Consider the following 16,238-nt stretch of genomic DNA (forward strand, 5'->3'; position numbering starts at 1 on the left):
CGTGCGGAAATCTACCCTGACCTTCCTGCTCGCCGGCTGCGTCGCGCTGCCGGGCCTCGTGCGCGCGGCCGATTCGGCCGATCCCGCGCAGATCAAGCGTGGCGAATATCTCGCGGTCGCGGGCGACTGCATGGCGTGTCATACCGTGAAGGGCGGCAAGCCGTTCGCGGGCGGCCTCCCGATGCCCGTGCCGAAACTCGGCAAGATCTATACGAGCAACATCACGCCGGACCCGGACACCGGCATCGGCAAGTGGACCTACGAGGACTTCGAGCGCGCCGTGCGTCGCGGCGTGTCGAAGAACGGCGACAACCTGTATCCGGCGATGCCCTACGTGTCGTACGCGAAGCTCAACGACGACGACGTGCAGGCGTTGTACGCGTACTTCATGCATGGCGTGGAGCCGGTCAAGCAGGCGCCGCCGAAGAACGAGATCCCCGCGCTGCTCAGCATGCGCTGGCCGCTGAAGATCTGGAACTGGCTGTTCCTGAAGGATGGCGCGTACCAGCCGAAGCCGGCGCAGAGCGCCGAGTGGAACCGCGGCGCGTACCTGGTGCAGGGCCTCGCGCACTGCAGCACGTGCCACACGCCGCGCGGCATCGCGATGCAGGAGAAGTCGCTCGACGAGACGGGCGGCAGCTTCCTGTCGGGCTCGGTGCTGGCGGGCTGGGACGGCTACAACATCACGTCCGACCCGAATGCCGGTATCGGCGGCTGGACGCAGCAGCAGCTCGTCCAGTACCTGCGTACCGGCAGCGTGCCGGGCGTCGCGCAGGCGGCCGGCCCGATGGCCGAGGCGGTCGAGCACAGCTTCTCGAAGATGACCGATGCCGATATCGGCGCGATCGCGACGTACATCCGCACCGTGCCGGCCGTCGCCAGCGGCGACGCGAAGCAGTCGCGTTCGTCGTGGGGCAAGCCGGCGGAAGACGGCCTGAAGCTGCGCGGCGTGCCGCTTGCATCGTCGGGCATCGATCCGGCGCGGCTGTATCTCGGCAATTGCGCGACGTGCCACCAGATGCAGGGCAAGGGCACGCCGGACGGCTATTACCCGTCGCTGTTCCACAACTCGACGGTGGGCGCGTCGAATCCGGCGAACCTCGTGCAAGTGATCCTGAACGGTGTGGAGCGCAAGGCCGGCAGCGAGGACGTCGGGATGCCCGCGTTCCGCAACGAGCTGACGGATGCGCAGATCGCCGCGCTGGCGAACTACGTGACGGGGCAGTTCGGCAACCCGGCCGCGAAGGTGACCGAGCAGGACGTGGCTAAGGCGCGTTGACGCCGGTGCGCGAGCAGTCAGCGCAACACTGACGAGAGGAGGAGCACAGCACATCGGGCGGGCCCCGATGCCGGTGGTTGCAGAGCGGGGCGGGCGGCGCGGTTCGCCGCCTGTCCCGGTTCACAGGCAATCCGGTGCGTGCGGTTGCGCGCATCGTTTTCGTTGATCACACCATGACACCGAATCAACCGTTTCTCGCGTCCCAGCGCGATGTGCTGCTGCTGTTGTCCCGAATCCTGCTCGTGATCCTGTTCGTGATGTTCGGCTGGCACAAGATCGCCAACTTCTCCGGGACGATCGCGTTCATGGGCAGCGAAGGCGCGCCGGCGCCGATCATCTCGGCGGCGATCGCCGTCGTGATGGAGCTGGTCGTCGGCATCGCGCTCCTCGTCGGTTTCCAGACGCGGCCGCTCGCGCTGCTGCTTGCGCTGTACACGATCGGCACCGCGTTCATCGGCCACCACTACTGGACGATGACGGGCGGCGAGCAGATGAACAACACGATTCATTTCTACAAGAACATCGCGATCTCGGGCGGCCTGCTCGCGCTCTGCGCGGCGGGCCCCGGGCGTTTTTCGATCGATCGCGGGTGAACGGACCGCCGGCCTGCGCATGGGGCGCATGCCGGACGGTCGAGACTCCGAGGGGGCATCATTTTGCGACTCAAACACTTCGCATGGCTGATCGCAGCCGCCGCACCGGCGGCCGCGTTCGCGCAGACGAGCGTGACGCTGTACGGCCGAATCGACGGCGGCGTCGAATACCTGAACCACATCGCGACGCCCAACGGCAGCTCGACGCGCTGGAGCGCGGAGGGCGGCGACTGGGGCACCAGCATGTTCGGCCTGAAGGGCGTCGAGGATCTTGGCGGCGGGATGTCGACGGTCTTCAACCTGGAGACCGCGTTCCAGGTGATGAACGGCACGACAGGCGGCGGACGCATGTGGTCGCGCCGTGCGTATGTCGGGCTGAAGAGCGATACGTGGGGGCAGCTGCAGGCCGGCCGCAACCTGTTCATCGACAGCGACGGCGTGTGGGAATTCGATCCGTTCGTCCAGCAGGCGTTTTCTTCGGCATCGCTCGTGCGCGGCCGCAACTGGCAGCAGAGCAGCAACAACATCGAATATCACAGCCCTGTGTTCGGCGGGTTCGACGTGCAGGCGCAGTATGCGTTCGGCAATCAGTCGCGCGGTTTCAACTACGGCGCGGCCGACGATTTCGGCCGCTCGGACGGGATCATGATCTCGTACCACTCGCCGGTGCTCGACGTGCGCGGCATCTACGACGAACTGCGCGACAACAACGGCAAGTTCAGCAACATCTTCACCGCGTCGCGCGAGTATTTTGTCGGCGCGAATGTGAAGGTGTCGAAGTTCAAGATCCAGGGCGCGTATACGCACTACCAGGCGCCAGACAGCCCGGCCGGCGTTGCCGATCGTGCGGATCACTACTGGCTCGGCGCGACCTATGCGGCGAATCCGCAATGGGCTGTGACGGGCGGCGGGTATTACGTGAAGGTCGGCGACGGTGGGGGCGATGCGTCGCACGACCCGTCGGGGCACGCGATCATGTACGTGTTGGGCACGACGTACAACCTGTCGAAGCGGACGTTCCTGTATGGGACCGTCGCGTATGTGCGTAACGGCGGGAATTCGAACTTCTCGCTGCTGGCGTCGCCGAGGGATGCGACGTCGGGCACGAGCCCGATGACGGGCGAGTCGCAGACGGGGGCGTATGTGGGGATGATGCATACGTTCTGAGCGGGAGCGTAGTGCAGGCAAGGCACGGGTGAGGGTGGCCCGTGCCTTGTTGCGTTTACGACCGACGGATGGGGCGGTGCGCTTCTGGTGCTGCCGCTTAGAACCCGCACGCCTCAGTCGTCGTCAGCACCGCAAACGGCCCGCCAAGCGTCGCATTGTGATGCGCGATGATCCGTTCGGCCGGCAGCGCGGGCGTGTCCATGCAGGTATGCGCATCGGTCGCGAGCACCGCACGAAAACCGAGATCGGCAGCCGCGCGGCACGCGGTGTCGATGCAGTATTGCGTCTTCATCCCCGCAATCACGATCTCGCCGATCCCTGTCGCGTGCAGCCATTCGGCGAGCCGCGTTCCCGCGAAGCAACTCGGCCGGGTCTTGTCGAACACGATATCGCGTGCGGTATCGATCGCGAGTTCCGGTAACAACGCGGCCAGTGGTGCGTCGGGCGCGATTGGCGAGCCGGCCGGGCCGGTGTGGCGCACGGCGAACACGGGTGCACCAGCTTCATGCGCGCGACGAATCAGTTGGTTGACGTTGGCCAACACGCGTTCACCGTCATGCGGACGATCGGGACCATGAAACAGCCCGACCTGCATGTCGATGACGAGCAGCGCACGTTTCGGGGAGGGGAGTTCGGACATTGCGTTTCTCCTGAAGGGCCGGTGTGGACGGAGAAACGACGAGACCCCGTCCGGAACCGGCGGGGCCTGTGGGAATCGGTGACGCTACGATCTTGCGCGCACTCGCCGCACGGGCCCGCCGAAGGCGGTCGTGCGCGTGCTCGTCGAAAGGGTGATCGTGGCGTTATGCATGGAGCGATCATGCCCGATGCGCGGGTGCGGCGTCAATGACACACGTCACGCACCGGACGCATCGAGCTCCGTTCAATCGAGCGCCTGCCCCGCCTTCTCGTCCATGCAGCGAATCGCGAGCAGCGTGAACGCGCCGCAGCCGATCGCATACCACGCAGGCGCATTCGGATTACCGGTCGCCGCGATCAGCCACGTGACGAAGAACTGCGCGAAGCCGCCGAAGATCGCGACGCCTACGCTATACACCAGCGCACCGCCGGTCGCCCGCACCGCACGCGGGAACAGTTCGCCGAGCATCGCACCGGTCGCACCGATGTTGATCGCATGCACGACCGACAGCGCGGCGATGATAGACAGCAGCGACGCGGCACCGGGCCAGCGGTTCAGCGCGATGAACGCCGGATAGATCGCGGCCATCAGCGCGATGCGCGTCCACCAGACGATCCGGTTGCGGCCGAACACGTCGGACAGGTGGCCGCCGATCGGCGTCACGAGCATCAGGATCGCGCCGGCGACACAGCCGGCCGTCATCGATAGCCACGTCGGCAGATGCAGCACCTGCACGCCGTAGATCGCCATGTAGAACACGATGATGTAGTGGATCGACGTGCCGCCGATCGTCACACCGAGGCCCGCGAACACGGCCTTGCCGTGATGGCGCAGCACGTCGGCGAGCGGCAGCGACGCGACCTTTTCTTCGGCGGCATGCGTGGCGGCAGGCGTCGCGGCCGGCACTTCCTCGACCGTATGACGCAGCCAGTAGCCGATCGGCACGAACAGCGTGCCGATGATGAACGGCACGCGCCAGCCCCAGCTTTCGAGCTGCGCGGCATTGAGCGTCGACGTGAGCGCGACGCCGGTCAGCGCGCCCGCGAGTGCGGCGAGCCCCTGGCTGGAGAACTGGAACGACGCGTAGAAACCGCGGCGATGCTGCGGCGCCTGTTCGAGCAGCAGCGTCGTCGATGCGCCGACTTCGCCGCCCGATGCGAACCCTTGCAGCAGGCGCGCGAGCACGAGCAGCAGCGGTGCGGCGAGGCCGATCTGGGCGTAGGTCGGCGCGACGGCGATCGTCGCGGTGCCGAGCGCCATCAGCAGCAAGGTGAGGATCATCGCCTTCTTGCGGCCGGCGCGATCGGCGTACATGCCGATCACGAGCCCGCCGAGCGGACGCGTGACGAAACCGACACCGAAGCTCGCGACCGCGAGCATCAGCTGCCCGAACGACGAATGCACCGGAAAGAACAGCTTGCCGATCAGGATCGCGAAGAAGCTGTAGACCGTGAAGTCGTAGAACTCGAGCGCGTTGCCGACGGCGGCGGCCGCGATCAGGCGGCGTTTCTTCGCGGCGGCGCGGGCGTCAGCCGGCGAGCCGGTGAACGAAAGGGCGGACGTTTCCATGAGGTTCCCCTGCTAAGGCGCGGAACTGCGTGATGAAGGGCCGTCAGGCCGCGAGCCAGGCTTCGGCGATGCGGACCCAGTAGCTCGCGCCGATCGCGAGGATGTCGTCGTTGAAGTCGTAGCCTGGGTTGTGCACCATGCAGCCGCCCTTGCTGCCGATTCCGTTGCCGATGAACGCATAGCAGCCCGGGCGCGCTTCGAGCATGAACGCGAAGTCCTCGCTGCCCATCAGCGGCGCGGCATCGGTCTCGACCCGCTCGGCGCCGAGCATCTGGCGCGCGATGTCGGCCGCGAACGCGGTCGGCTCCGCATGATTGACGAGCACCGGGTAGCCGTAGTCGTAATCGACTTCGGCGGTGACGCCGAAACTTTCCGCCTGGCCTTTCGCGAGCGCTTCGATGCGGCGTGCGAGCAGCGCACGCACGTCGGCATTCAGCGCGCGCACCGACAGTTTCATCACGACGGTTTCGGGAATGATGTTGAACGTCTCGCCGGCCTGCACGCTGCCGACGGTGATCACGGCCGCATGCTGCGCATCGACCTCGCGCGCGACGATCGTCTGCAGCGCGACCATGATGCTGCCCGCGGCCGACATCGGATCGCGCGCGAAGTGCGGCATCGCGCCGTGGCCGCCGACGCCGCGCAGCGTGATCGTCACGCGGTCGGCCGACGCCATCGCGGCGCCAGTGCGGAACGCCATGTCGCCGGCGGCGCGGCCCGGCATGTTGTGGATCGCGAAGATCGCGTCGCACGGGAAACGGTCGAACAGGCCGTCGTCCATCATCGCTTTCGCGCCGCCGAAGTTTTCCTCGGCCGGCTGGAAGATCAGGTTCAGCGTGCCGGAGAACTGGCGCGTGGCCGCGAGATGCCGCGCGGCGCACAACAGCATTGCCGTGTGACCGTCGTGGCCGCACGCATGCATCTTGTTCGCATGACGGCTCGCATACGGCAGGCCGGTGGTTTCGGCGAGCGGCAGCGCGTCCATGTCGGCGCGCAGGCCGACGGTGCGCGTGCCTTGCCCTTCGCGCAGCACAGCGACGACGCCCGTCTTGCCGATGCCGCGATGGACTTCGTAGCCCCAGCCCGCGAGCAACTCGGCGACGAGATCGCTCGTCAGCGTTTCCTCGAACGCGAGTTCCGGGTGCGCGTGGATGCGCCGGCGCACTTCGACGAGATCGGGGGCAATCGCGGCGATGCCGGGGATGACGGGGTTCACGGCTTGCAGCATGGTGTCTCCTGTGGGGCCGATGGGGCGTTTGACGCGCATGTGACGACAAAGGATATAAATTTCTTTTGCGTACCAGAAGCTGCTAAATTGCTTTGGTGCACACCGTCGGTTGCCGCTCGGGAATACCCTGAGCCAGCATGCGCCGCATCGCACAGGGTTTCCACGAATCACGCATGGCGCCATGAAATACCATCAGCTGAAAGCGTTCGTCACCGTCGCGGACGAAGGCAGCATCCGCGCGGCCGCACGGCGCCTGAACGTGTCGCCGGCGGCGTTGACGAAAGCGGTCAAGGAACTGGAGATCGCGCTCGGCGTGTCGCTCGTCGTGCGCACCGCGCGCGGCGTGCAGCTCACTGCGTTTGGCCAGCAACTGCAGGTGCGCGCGCGGCTGATCGTCGCCGAAATGCAGCGGGCGCGCGACGACATCGAGCAGGCGCAGGGTGCGATGACGGGCTCGGTCGCGGCCGCGATCACGCCGGCCGCCGCGGTGACGATCCTGCCCGACGCGTTTCGCGCGTTCCGGCGGCGCTTTCCGGTCGCGCGCGTCAATCTGGTGGAAGGGTTTCCGGGGGTCGCGCTGCCGCGCCTGCACGACGGCTCGCTCGATTTCGCGGTGGCCGTCGTCGTGCCCGAATTGCTCGCGGCCGAGTTCGATCATGCGGAACTCTATGCGAGCCGATCGCTGATCGTCGCGCGCAAGGGGCATCCGCTCGCATCGGCCACGTCGCTCGCCGATCTCGTCGAAGCCGACTGGCTGATGAATCCGTCGCCGGAAAGCTCGACTCAGGTGCTGTTCAATTCATTCGTCGCGTACGGGCTGCCGGTGCCGCAGCGGGTCGTCGAATGCCCGAGCTTCGGGCTCGCGCACAGCCTCATGACGGGCTGCGACCTGATCGCGTCGATGCCCGAACAGTTGCTGCAGGGCGAGTGGGCGCGCGACCAGCTCGCGGTGCTGCCGATCCGCGAGCGGCTGCCGGGCGTGTCCGTGCAGGTCGTCACGCGCCGCGACAGCCCGCTCACGCCGGCCGCGGCGATGCTGCTCGACTGCCTGCGCGATTCCGCGCGCCGCAAGGGGCTCCGGTGAATCATGCAGCGCGTCGCATAGTGATCCTGACCATCTGTCGCGGATCCTCGGCGAGTATCACGACTCCCGCTTGCGGCGCGCGCGCCGCGAGCCGGTATCATAGCGGCCGGCCTGCCGCCCCGGCCGGCTTCCAACCCCACGCCATCCGGCATCCAGCAATCAGAGGCATCACATGACCAGTGCAACCCAATTCGACAACGTATCGGTCGTCAAGCGCGCAAACGTCTATTTTGACGGCAAGTGCGTGTCGCACACCGTGCTCTTCCCGGACGGCACGCGCAAGACGCTCGGCGTGATCCTGCCGTGCGCGCTCAACTTCGGCACGGACGCGCCCGAATTGATGGAAGTGCAGGCCGGCAAGTGCCGCGTGAAGCTCGACGGCAGCAGCGAATGGCAAACCTACGGCGCCGGCGAGTCGTTCTCGGTGCCGGGCAAGAGCCGCTTCGACATCGAAGTGCTCGAGACGCTCGACTACGTCTGCAGCTACCTGTAAGCACGCAGGCAGCCCTCGCCGCGCTGAAAACGACAAAGCCCCGCCGAGCGGGGCTTTGTCGCATCTGGACGGCGCAAGGCCGTCCGGCGCGGGCCTGCGGGACTTACAGGCAGGCGTTGATGTCGCCGGCAGAAGCGGCATCGCCGCGCATGCCGACCCATGTCTTCGCGCCTTGCTGCGACGCCGGGCGAACCATCGCGGCCGCGCCGTTCGGTGGTTGCTGGCCCGGTGCGTAGACGTCGGTCGCGAGGCCGTTGGCGAGCACGTTCTGCGTGACCACCTGTTGCTGCGACTTGTCGGCCCAGGTTTTGGCGATGCAGGCGGAGACGTCCTCAGCGGACTTCTGGCTTTGTCCGACATTCTGCACGGCCGGGGCGGCTGCGTTAGCAGAAATTGCGACGGTCAGTGCGATGAGCGGTAAGTATTTCACGTTCACGTGTTATCTCCCTCGAGTCGTGATTGATTGAGTGGGATGCGCAGCGAAAACCAGGACTGCGTTCCTGTGTGAGTGCATCCGACAAACGCGGTTCCGGCGATTCCGCAACAAGTTGTTAACGCGCTTGCCAAACGGCAATCCGGATGCTGTCCGTTCTGCTGCGATGCGGCATGTGTCGCGCACGGCCTGCGTGGAGGCGGAAACGCAACTACGACGTCATGCGTCGTACGGTCGGCTCGCTGCCCGTTGATGTGGCGGATTGACGGCCGCGGCGTGCTGCATGTGTCTGCAGGTCGCGCCGCGACGCTTCGTTATTGGATGATGAAGTGGAACGGATGAATGATGGCCCCGTCGCATGAGGACCATGATGACAAACTTTCGTCCGACGAATTGTCAACGAAGTTTAAACGGTGCACGCGGGGGGAAGGCGACACGGTGCGCCGGATGTGCGCTGCTTCGGGAGCCGGGAGGAGTCGGTGCGAGCGGTGTGCTGCAGGCGGACGGTACCCGCACGCTGCGCACAGGTCAGCCGGCGTTGCGGGCGTCGGGATCGCGCAGGTTCGCCGGCACGACCGGACGGAAGCGCTCGCGCTTCTGTTCGTCGTCGAAATGCTGGAGCGCCGGTTTGATCAGGTCGCTGCGCGACACGATGCCGGTGATGCGCAGCGATTGCGGATCGTCGACGACCGGCAGGCGTTCGAGGCCGAGCACCGCGAGGCGCGACGCGACCTCACGGCAGGTCTCGTGTGCCTGTGCGACGGCCCGTGCACGGTCGGCGAACGCGCTCGCGAGCACCGCACCGGGGCCCGCTTGAGCACGCTGCGCGTCCAGCATCGCGCGATCGATGAAGCCGAGCAGGCGGCCGTCCTGCACGACCGGGTAGGCACGGTGCGTCTGTTTCGCGCCGAAGTATTCCGATTCGACGACGTCGAGCGTCTTCGCGCCATCGATCGCGACGAGCGCGTCGGCCGACGTCATCACTTCACCCACGTCATGCCGCTCGAGCGGATCGACGCCGTATTCGCGGTAGATGTGATAGCCGCGGCGCGCGATCTTTTCCGTCATGATCGAGCGCTTCATCACGATGGTCGCGAAACCGTGCGCGACGAGCGTCGCCGCGAGCAGCGGCAGCAGCGCGTTCGCGTCGTGCGTGAGGCCGAACGCGAACACGATCGCGGTCAGCGGTGCACCGAGGGTGGCGCCAAGCGTCGCTGCCATGCACACGAGCGGCCACAGTGCCGGGTCGCCGCCGGGCAGCATCGGCGACAGCACGGTGCCGAGGCCCGCGCCGAGCATCAGCAGCGGAGCGAGCACACCGCCCGACGTGCCGGAGCCAAGCGCGATCACCCACATCACGGCTTTCACGAACAGCAGCGCGAGCGCGATCTTCAGCGCGATGTGCTGGTGCAGAAGATCGCCGATCACGTCGTAGCCGACGCCGAGCGCGCGCGGCTCGAGCCAGCCGCCGATACCGATCACGATCGCGCCGAGCGCCGGCCACCACATCCAGTGCACCGGCAGCTTCGCGAAGGTGTCCTCGACGCGATACAGCGCGGCCGACAGACCGCATGCGAGCGCGCCCGACAGCAGGCCCGCGACGATGCACGACAGCAGCGCGACGGGCGTCGGCGCGGCGGTGGTCAGCGCAAACAGCGGACCGGTGCCGAAGAATACGGCGCGTGCGAAACCGGCGACCGCACAGGCGAGCGCCACCGGCAGGAAGCTGCGCGGACGCCATTCGAACAGCAGCAGTTCGACCGCGAGCAGCACCGCGGCGACCGGCGTGCCGAACACGGCGGTCATGCCGGCGGCCGCGCCCGCGACGAGCAGCGTCTTGCGCTCGGCAGCGGTCACATGCACGCATTGCGCGATCAGCGAGCCGAGCGCGCCGCCCGTCATGATGATCGGACCTTCGGCACCGAACGGGCCGCCACTGCCGATCACGACGCCGGACGACAGCGGCTTGAGCACCGCGACTTTCGGCGACATCCGGCTCTTGCCGAACAGAATCGCTTCGATCGCTTCAGGAATGCCGTGACCGCGGATCTTCTCCGAACCGAAGCGCGCCATCAGCCCGACGATCAGCCCGCCGATCACCGGCACGACGATCACCCATGCGCCAAGCGTGTTGCTGGCGGGCGAGCGTTCGGCGAACGAAAACTGTTGAAAGAAGAACAGGTTCGTGAACAGGTGAATCAGGCTCAACAGCACGAACGCCGCCAGCGTGCTGAGCAGGCCGATCACGGCAGCCAGCAACGCGATCCTGGGCAGGCGTTCGTTGGTGGAGAAATCGCGTTTGTGTGGTGCGTTCATCGGGGTGAGGTAAGGTCGGTAAAGCTTGGGTCAGTAATCGATCTGCGGAACCTGGAACGTGCCCTTCAGCGATTTCAGTTCCGCGCGATGCATGGCCGCGAGGTGGGCGAGCAGCGTTTCGCCGGCTTCCTCGAGGTGAACCTCGACCTGCCGGCGGTCCGCTTCGCTCGTCTTGCGCTTCACGAGCCCGAGCGCCTCGCAGCGCGTCACCAGCGCGACGACGCCGTGATGCTGCGCCTGCAGGCGTTCCGCGAGCTCGCCGATGGTGGCCCATTCGCGGTGCGGGTAGCCCTTGATGTGCAGCAGCAGCAGATACTGCAGCGGCGTCACGCCTTCGCTTTGCGCGGCGCGTTCGGAGAAGCGCTCGAAGCGGCGCATCTGGTAGCGGAACTCGGACAGTTGCTGAAAATCGCTTTTGGTCAGCGCGCGGCGGGTATCGGTCATTGCAGTCGGTCGGGCAGCAGTTTCGGTAACGTTAAATATATCACAATATGATATAAATGGCCAATTTTTAGCGGAATGGCCGGCATTCCGCTGTTCGTCGCGTGCTGTTCGTCGGCGTTACGCCGCCTCGAGCATCTGCGTCTGCCGATAGAGGCCGGTGACGAGATCCGTCTGCGTGATGATCCCGACGAGCCGGCGCGACGAATCGACGACCGGAATGTGGTGGTGGCCCGAGTGCGTAAACAGCGGCACCAGCGCGGTGATCGGCAGGGTCTGCGGTACTGACGCGACGTCCCGCGTCATCACGCTGCCGACGCTGGGCGGCTGGCCGCCGAACGACTGCGGCAGCCGCGCGGCCAGCCGCTGCCACAGCGGGGCCGGGCGGCGCAACTGGCGCGTGAGGTCGGCGCGCGTGACGATGCCGACCAGGCGGTCGTCGCCGTCGACCACCGGCAGCGCCTTCACGCGATGGCGGTCGATCAGTGTCAGCGCGGCGGTGACCGACGTCGACGGCGCGACTTCGATCGCGTTCTTCGTCATCAGGTCGGCGCACGTGAGCTGCCCGAACGTGCGCGCGTACGCCTGCATCTCGGTTTCGCGCAGCAGCATTTCGAGGTCGTCCGGATCGACGTCGAGCCATTCGCCGCGGCGCTTCAGCACCGCATCGAGATCCGCGCGCGTGAAGCCGCCGCGTGCGGGCGCCGCGCTGCCGCCTTGCGGCTTCGCGTCGGGGCGCACGCCGCCGTGCGGATAGCGGTGGCCCGTCAGCGCGTGGTACACGAGCGCGGCCGACAGCAGGACCGCCGATTGCAGCGCGATCGGCTCGACCACGAAGCCGAAACCGAGCGCGTGGATCGCCGGGCCACCGAGCACGGCCGTCAGCGCGACCGCGCCCGACGGTGGGTGCACGCAGCGCAGCGCGAACATGCCGCCGATCGCGAGGGCGACCGCGACCGCGGCGGCCGTGATCGGATCGGCGATCCAGTGCGCGCAGGCGACGCCGACGGTCGCCGCCACCAGATTGCCGCCGATGATCGACCAGGGCTGCGCGAGTGGACTCGCCGGCACCGCGAACAGCAGCACGGCCGACGCGCCCATCGGCGCGACGAGCAGCGGCACGAGGCCCGGCACGCCGGGCAGCAGCCGCATCGTGACGCCGACCGTCGCGATGCCGACGAGCGCGCCCGTGCACGAGCGCATGCGCTCGCGCCAGCCGAGCGTCATCGGATGGGGAATGAAGCTGTGCAGCCATTGCCGCAACGTGCGGCGCGACGGGGAGGAGCCTGACGACATGGGCGGTGGGCGGTAAAAACGACGATGCGCGAGAAAGGCTGAATTATATCGTGTTGTGATACAAATTGTCGCGCTGCATCAACACGTTGCACGCGCGGGGTGCGTGCGTCTTGCAGGAACCTTTCATTGGATGAAAGCGTGGCAGCCCTGTATTGCGCATATTTGTCTGCGGCGGCGTACAATTCGGCCACCGAATTCCCCGATATGCCACAACCACGCACGCGATGTCTGCTCTCACGCCTGTTTTCCGGCATGGCGATCGCGAGTGCGCGGCGTGCGCGCATGCGCCGGATCCCGTCTGACGCGAGCGCCGCCGACGTTTCCCCACCGACACTCCCCAAGCCCAAGCCTATCCAATGGACATGCTCGAAAACATGCGCCTGTTCGTGCGCGTTGTCGAAGCCGGCAGTTTCACCGCGGTCGCCAAAGAAATCGATGCGACCACCGCGCAGGTGTCGCGCGCGGTGTCGAATCTCGAAGCGCACGTACAGACGCGCCTGCTGCACCGCACGACGCGCCATCTCGGCCTCACCGAAAGCGGCGAGCGCTACTTCGAGCGTGCGAAATCGATCCTGGCCGAATTCGACTACGCGAACGCGGAGGCGCGCAACGCGCTGCTGCGGCCGAGCGGCAAGATGCGCATCCATGCGATGACGGGGCTCGGGCAGAGCCATGTCGTGTCGTCGATCGTGCGCTACCAGGAAGACAACCCCGACGTGTCGATCGAGCTGACGCTCGCGCAGCGGATGCCGAACCTCGTCGAGGAAGGCTACGACGTGTCGATCGTCACCGCGTCGCAGCTGCCCGATTCCGGCTACGTCGCGCAGACCTGCGGCACGAGCTGCAGCGTGCTGGTCGCATCGCGCGAGTATCTGGCGCGGCACGGCACGCCGACGACGCCGGACGACCTGCCGAACCACGTCTGCCTGCGGCTCGATACGCCCGCGTCGCCGGCGAGCGAGTGGCGACTGGAGCGCGGCGACGGAGAGGAGACGGTCTACGAACTGCAGCCGGCGCCGTTCCAGGTCAACGTGCCGGATGCGCTGTGCGTCGCGGTGCGGGCGGGGCGCGGCATCGCGTGCGTTGCGCTGTACACCGTGCTGGACGACATCCGCGCAGGGCGGCTGATCCGCGTGCTGCCGGAGTACCGGCTGCAGACGGTCAGCGTGTACGCCGTGTATGCGACGCGCCGCTATCTGGATGCGAAGATCCGCACGTTCCTCGACCATCTGCGCACGACGCTCACGCCGGCGCTGGAGAACGACCTGCGCGAACTCGACCGGCTCGCGGTCGAGCAGACGCCGGCCAGCCGCCAGCGCGCGTAACGCCGCCAGCATTCGCTCTCCCGGCGGCGGCGCGCGTCATGAAGGTCTAACATCCAAAGACCATCAATTGATTCAAGATTTGAATGATTGAACTGAACCAGCTGCGCTGCTTCGTCGCCGTCGCCGAGGAACTGCACTTCGGGCGCGCGGCGAAGCGCCTCTTCATGACGCAGCCGCCGCTCAGCCGGCAGATCCAGCTGCTCGAACACGCGCTCGGCATCGCGCTGCTCGAACGCAGCAGCCGGCAAGTCAGGCTGACCGCGGCCGGCGAGCGCTTCCTGCGCGACGCGCGGCACATCCTCGAATTTTCCGCGCGGGCCGAACAGGCTGCGCAGCGCGTCGCGCACGGCGGGGCCGGGCGCATCACGCTCGGCTTCACGGCGGTGAGCGCGTACCGGATGATTCCGGTGCTGCTCGCGCATGCGGCGCACGCGCTGCCGGACGTCGATGTCGAGCTGCGCGAAATGGTGTCGACCGTGCAGATCGACGCGCTCGCGTCGCGCATGCTCGACGCGGGTTTCGTACGCCAGCGCGCTGCGCGCCATCCGCTCGAATACCGGCTCGTGCAGCGCGAGCCGATGCTGGTCGCGGTCGCGCAGGGCGCGCCGCTCGCCGCGTACGAACGAATCGGCCCGGACGAGCTGGACCGGCAGCCCTTCATCGCGTATTCGCCGAACGAGGGGAAATACTTCCACGACATGATTTCGGGGATGTTCGCGAGCGCCGGACGCCTGCCGAACTACCTGCATTACGTCGGGCAGACGCATACGATTCTCGGCCTCGTGCGCGCCGGGCTCGGTGCGGCGCTGGTGCCGGCGTCGGCGCGCGAGCTGCATGTGGACGGCGTGGTGTTCCGGCCGCTCGCAGGCGTCGACGTGGCGGCCGAGCTGTATCTCGCATGGCGCGCGGACAACGACAATCCGGCGCTGCCGGTGTTCAACGCGATGGTCGAGCGGTTCCTGACGGAAGGGGCGGACGGCGGCAGCGTCTAGGGCAGGCGTACCGCTGGTGTCAGCGAGCGGAGCGTTACACACTTACCGTTCCGAAAGCTGACGCGCCGTGCACGCTTTCGAACGCGTAAGCCACGCACCGCGTCGACCGCTTGACGGTGCATGCCGGTCGGCGCAGGATACGTCGGTGCATTTGGGGCGGGGCGCGCCGGCCGCGCGTTCCCGCATCCGCGACGCGCAAAACAACAACGATGAGCCTTCACGCACTCCACGCACTCGTACCGGAATCCCGGCGCCGCATTGCTCGGCAGCCCGGAACAACGATGCTCCCGACGCCCGTCGCGTCACGTATCCGTCATCCCGTTCCGTACCGAGCGTCGGTACACTTTCCCGTCCGCGCGCCGGCCGCGACGCTGCACGGTGCCGATCGGTGCCGCCGCGTCGCGCCACCGCCTGCCGCACCCGAACGCCGTATCGCGCACGACGTTTACACCGGCGTCTGGTGACGCCGCCGGCGCACGTGCACGCAACGTGCCGCCGATCGCCGCGCCCGCGCGGCGGCACCCGAATCCGACGTATTTCGATTGAGCATGACGCAGCACACGCACGCGGTTCAGTTCGAGGTTCAAGGAGAAAAACTCATGTCGCAGCTTTCGAATGAAGCAAACGGCAGTTCGGGGAGTGGCAAGGTCAAGCTGATCAAATGGGCGATCATCGTCGCCGGCGTCGCGATCGCGGCTCCGGCCGCGCTGTTCATCCTGAAGGGGTTGGTCGCGCTGATCGCGGCGGCCGTGATCGGCCTGGGCGCGATCTATTTCGCACCGGTCGTCGCGATGAAGTTCGCGAACCAGAAGGTGAGGATGATCGTGGAAGAAGCGCAGGCGAATCCGATCGAGACGCTGATCAACCAGCTCGCGGAAAAGCGCCAGGCCGCGCAGAAATTCGCGGACAGCATCACCGCGTTCCGCACCGAGGTGAAGAACTTCGAGAGCAAGACCGAGCTGTTCGAGAAGCAGTATCCGGACGACGCGCCCCGCTTTCGCTCGCAGCTCGACACGATGAAGCAGCTGCTCGCGTTCCGCGAAGGCCGCTACAAGCAGGTGCAGGCCGAGCTGAAGAATTTCGCGTCGGCGATCGATCGCGCGAAGGCGATGTGGGACATGTCGCAGGCGGCGCAGCAGATGAACAAGCTCGCGGGCCGGCAGGCGGCCGACACGTTCGAGCAGATCAAGACCGACGTGGCCGTCGATTCGGTGATGCGCTCGGTCAACAAGGCGTTCTCCGAAATGGAGACGTCGCTGATGGACAACCCCGAGGTCAAGCAGGCGCTGCAGCAGGCGGTGATGAACGGCACGCCCGTGCCCGGCCCCGATGCGGCACATGCCGCCGCATTGCCGTCGAAACAACAATAACTTCCCGCAGGC

At 66.8% G+C, this 16,238-nt stretch carries 15 protein-coding genes; 8 read left to right on the forward strand and 7 right to left on the reverse strand.

All coding sequences use genetic code 11. The annotated features are described in order from the left end of the window. Position 1 precedes the first annotated feature (1 nt). The 3 genes from C7H84_RS02680 (at position 2) to C7H84_RS02690 (ending at position 3,039) form a co-directional block, all read left to right on the forward strand. Positions 2 to 1,279 (forward strand): cytochrome c, encoded by a 1,278-nt coding sequence (locus tag C7H84_RS02680; protein WP_121857284.1) that lies wholly within the window; start codon positions 2 to 4, stop codon positions 1,277 to 1,279. A gap of 173 nt (positions 1,280 to 1,452) precedes the next feature. Further along, positions 1,453 to 1,872, forward strand: a complete 420-nt coding sequence (locus tag C7H84_RS02685; protein ID WP_121857889.1) for a DoxX family protein — start codon at positions 1,453 to 1,455, stop codon at positions 1,870 to 1,872. Positions 1,873 to 1,935: 63 nt separating this feature from the next. Continuing rightward, entirely contained in the window at positions 1,936 to 3,039 is a 1,104-nt protein-coding gene (locus tag C7H84_RS02690) for a porin (protein WP_121857285.1), read from the forward strand. A gap of 97 nt (positions 3,040 to 3,136) precedes the next feature. Here the strand turns inward: C7H84_RS02690 and C7H84_RS02695 are convergent, their stop codons facing one another. The 3 genes from C7H84_RS02695 to C7H84_RS02705 form a co-directional block, all read right to left on the reverse strand. Further along, on the reverse strand, positions 3,137 to 3,679 hold the full coding sequence (locus tag C7H84_RS02695; protein ID WP_121857286.1) for a cysteine hydrolase family protein: 543 nt from the start codon (positions 3,677 to 3,679) through the stop codon (positions 3,137 to 3,139). 243 nt (positions 3,680 to 3,922) lie between these two features. Continuing rightward, positions 3,923 to 5,248, reverse strand: coding sequence for an MFS transporter (locus C7H84_RS02700; protein ID WP_121857287.1), 1,326 nt, complete (start codon positions 5,246 to 5,248; stop codon positions 3,923 to 3,925). A gap of 43 nt (positions 5,249 to 5,291) precedes the next feature. Continuing rightward, complete coding sequence (locus C7H84_RS02705; protein ID WP_121857288.1) at positions 5,292 to 6,476, reverse strand: M20 aminoacylase family protein; 1,185 nt, start codon at positions 6,474 to 6,476, stop codon at positions 5,292 to 5,294. A gap of 181 nt (positions 6,477 to 6,657) precedes the next feature. Here C7H84_RS02705 and C7H84_RS02710 point away from each other — a divergent pair, with 181 nt between their 5' ends. Both C7H84_RS02710 and C7H84_RS02715 read left to right on the forward strand, forming a co-directional pair. Next, positions 6,658 to 7,560 carry a LysR substrate-binding domain-containing protein gene (locus C7H84_RS02710; protein ID WP_121857289.1) on the forward strand — a complete coding sequence of 301 codons (903 nt, stop codon included), beginning with the start codon at positions 6,658 to 6,660 and terminating at the stop codon, positions 7,558 to 7,560. 172 nt (positions 7,561 to 7,732) lie between these two features. Then, the gene (locus tag C7H84_RS02715) at positions 7,733 to 8,053 is read left to right on the forward strand and encodes a pyrimidine/purine nucleoside phosphorylase (protein ID WP_006478890.1); all 321 of its coding nucleotides are present in this window, start codon (positions 7,733 to 7,735) and stop codon (positions 8,051 to 8,053) included. 103 nt (positions 8,054 to 8,156) lie between these two features. On the opposite strand, the gene C7H84_RS02720 is transcribed toward C7H84_RS02715, so the two are convergent. The 4 genes from C7H84_RS02720 to C7H84_RS02735 all read right to left on the reverse strand — a co-directional run bounded on the left by C7H84_RS02720 (position 8,157) and on the right by C7H84_RS02735 (position 12,539). Continuing rightward, positions 8,157 to 8,489: a hypothetical protein gene (locus tag C7H84_RS02720; protein ID WP_205611384.1), complete on the reverse strand. Its 333-nt coding sequence runs from the start codon at positions 8,487 to 8,489 to the stop codon at positions 8,157 to 8,159. A gap of 525 nt (positions 8,490 to 9,014) precedes the next feature. Then, positions 9,015 to 10,802, reverse strand: coding sequence for a chloride channel protein (locus tag C7H84_RS02725; protein WP_121857290.1), 1,788 nt, complete (start codon positions 10,800 to 10,802; stop codon positions 9,015 to 9,017). A gap of 30 nt (positions 10,803 to 10,832) precedes the next feature. After that, positions 10,833 to 11,246, reverse strand: a complete 414-nt coding sequence (locus tag C7H84_RS02730) for a helix-turn-helix domain-containing protein (RefSeq protein ID WP_121857291.1) — start codon at positions 11,244 to 11,246, stop codon at positions 10,833 to 10,835. Positions 11,247 to 11,363: 117 nt separating this feature from the next. Beyond that, positions 11,364 to 12,539 (reverse strand): HPP family protein, encoded by a 1,176-nt coding sequence (locus C7H84_RS02735; protein ID WP_121857292.1) that lies wholly within the window; start codon positions 12,537 to 12,539, stop codon positions 11,364 to 11,366. A gap of 356 nt (positions 12,540 to 12,895) precedes the next feature. Between C7H84_RS02735 and C7H84_RS02740 the strand changes: the two genes are divergently transcribed. The 3 genes from C7H84_RS02740 (at position 12,896) to C7H84_RS02755 (ending at position 16,226) form a co-directional block, all read left to right on the forward strand. Further along, positions 12,896 to 13,864: a LysR family transcriptional regulator gene (locus tag C7H84_RS02740; protein WP_121857293.1), complete on the forward strand. Its 969-nt coding sequence runs from the start codon at positions 12,896 to 12,898 to the stop codon at positions 13,862 to 13,864. Between the two features lie 83 nt (positions 13,865 to 13,947). Then, positions 13,948 to 14,856, forward strand: coding sequence for a LysR substrate-binding domain-containing protein (locus tag C7H84_RS02745; RefSeq protein ID WP_121857294.1), 909 nt, complete (start codon positions 13,948 to 13,950; stop codon positions 14,854 to 14,856). A gap of 599 nt (positions 14,857 to 15,455) precedes the next feature. Next, the gene (locus tag C7H84_RS02755; protein ID WP_121857296.1) at positions 15,456 to 16,226 is read left to right on the forward strand and encodes a hypothetical protein; all 771 of its coding nucleotides are present in this window, start codon (positions 15,456 to 15,458) and stop codon (positions 16,224 to 16,226) included. Positions 16,227 to 16,238: the final 12 nt, after the last annotated feature.

Source organism: Burkholderia sp. Nafp2/4-1b, assembly GCF_003635165.1.
In the GTDB taxonomy this organism is placed as follows: Bacteria; Pseudomonadota; Gammaproteobacteria; order Burkholderiales; family Burkholderiaceae; genus Burkholderia.

Bases quoted from the DNA above. Each gene is read 5' to 3' on its own strand.
- C7H84_RS02685 (WP_121857889.1), top strand. From the start codon at position 1,453: ATGACACCGAATCAACCGTTTCTCGCGTCCCAGCGCGATGTGCTGCTG.
- C7H84_RS02695 (WP_121857286.1), bottom strand. From the start codon at position 3,679: ATGTCCGAACTCCCCTCCCCGAAACGTGCGCTGCTCGTCATCGACATG.
- C7H84_RS02700 (WP_121857287.1), bottom strand. From the start codon at position 5,248: ATGGAAACGTCCGCCCTTTCGTTCACCGGCTCGCCGGCTGACGCCCGC.
- C7H84_RS02705 (WP_121857288.1), bottom strand. From the start codon at position 6,476: ATGCTGCAAGCCGTGAACCCCGTCATCCCCGGCATCGCCGCGATTGCC.
- C7H84_RS02710 (WP_121857289.1), top strand. From the start codon at position 6,658: ATGAAATACCATCAGCTGAAAGCGTTCGTCACCGTCGCGGACGAAGGC.
- C7H84_RS02715 (WP_006478890.1), top strand. From the start codon at position 7,733: ATGACCAGTGCAACCCAATTCGACAACGTATCGGTCGTCAAGCGCGCA.
- C7H84_RS02725 (WP_121857290.1), bottom strand. From the start codon at position 10,802: ATGAACGCACCACACAAACGCGATTTCTCCACCAACGAACGCCTGCCC.
- C7H84_RS02730 (WP_121857291.1), bottom strand. From the start codon at position 11,246: ATGACCGATACCCGCCGCGCGCTGACCAAAAGCGATTTTCAGCAACTG.
- C7H84_RS02735 (WP_121857292.1), bottom strand. From the start codon at position 12,539: ATGTCGTCAGGCTCCTCCCCGTCGCGCCGCACGTTGCGGCAATGGCTG.
- C7H84_RS02740 (WP_121857293.1), top strand. From the start codon at position 12,896: ATGGACATGCTCGAAAACATGCGCCTGTTCGTGCGCGTTGTCGAAGCC.
- C7H84_RS02745 (WP_121857294.1), top strand. From the start codon at position 13,948: ATGATTGAACTGAACCAGCTGCGCTGCTTCGTCGCCGTCGCCGAGGAA.
- C7H84_RS02755 (WP_121857296.1), top strand. From the start codon at position 15,456: ATGTCGCAGCTTTCGAATGAAGCAAACGGCAGTTCGGGGAGTGGCAAG.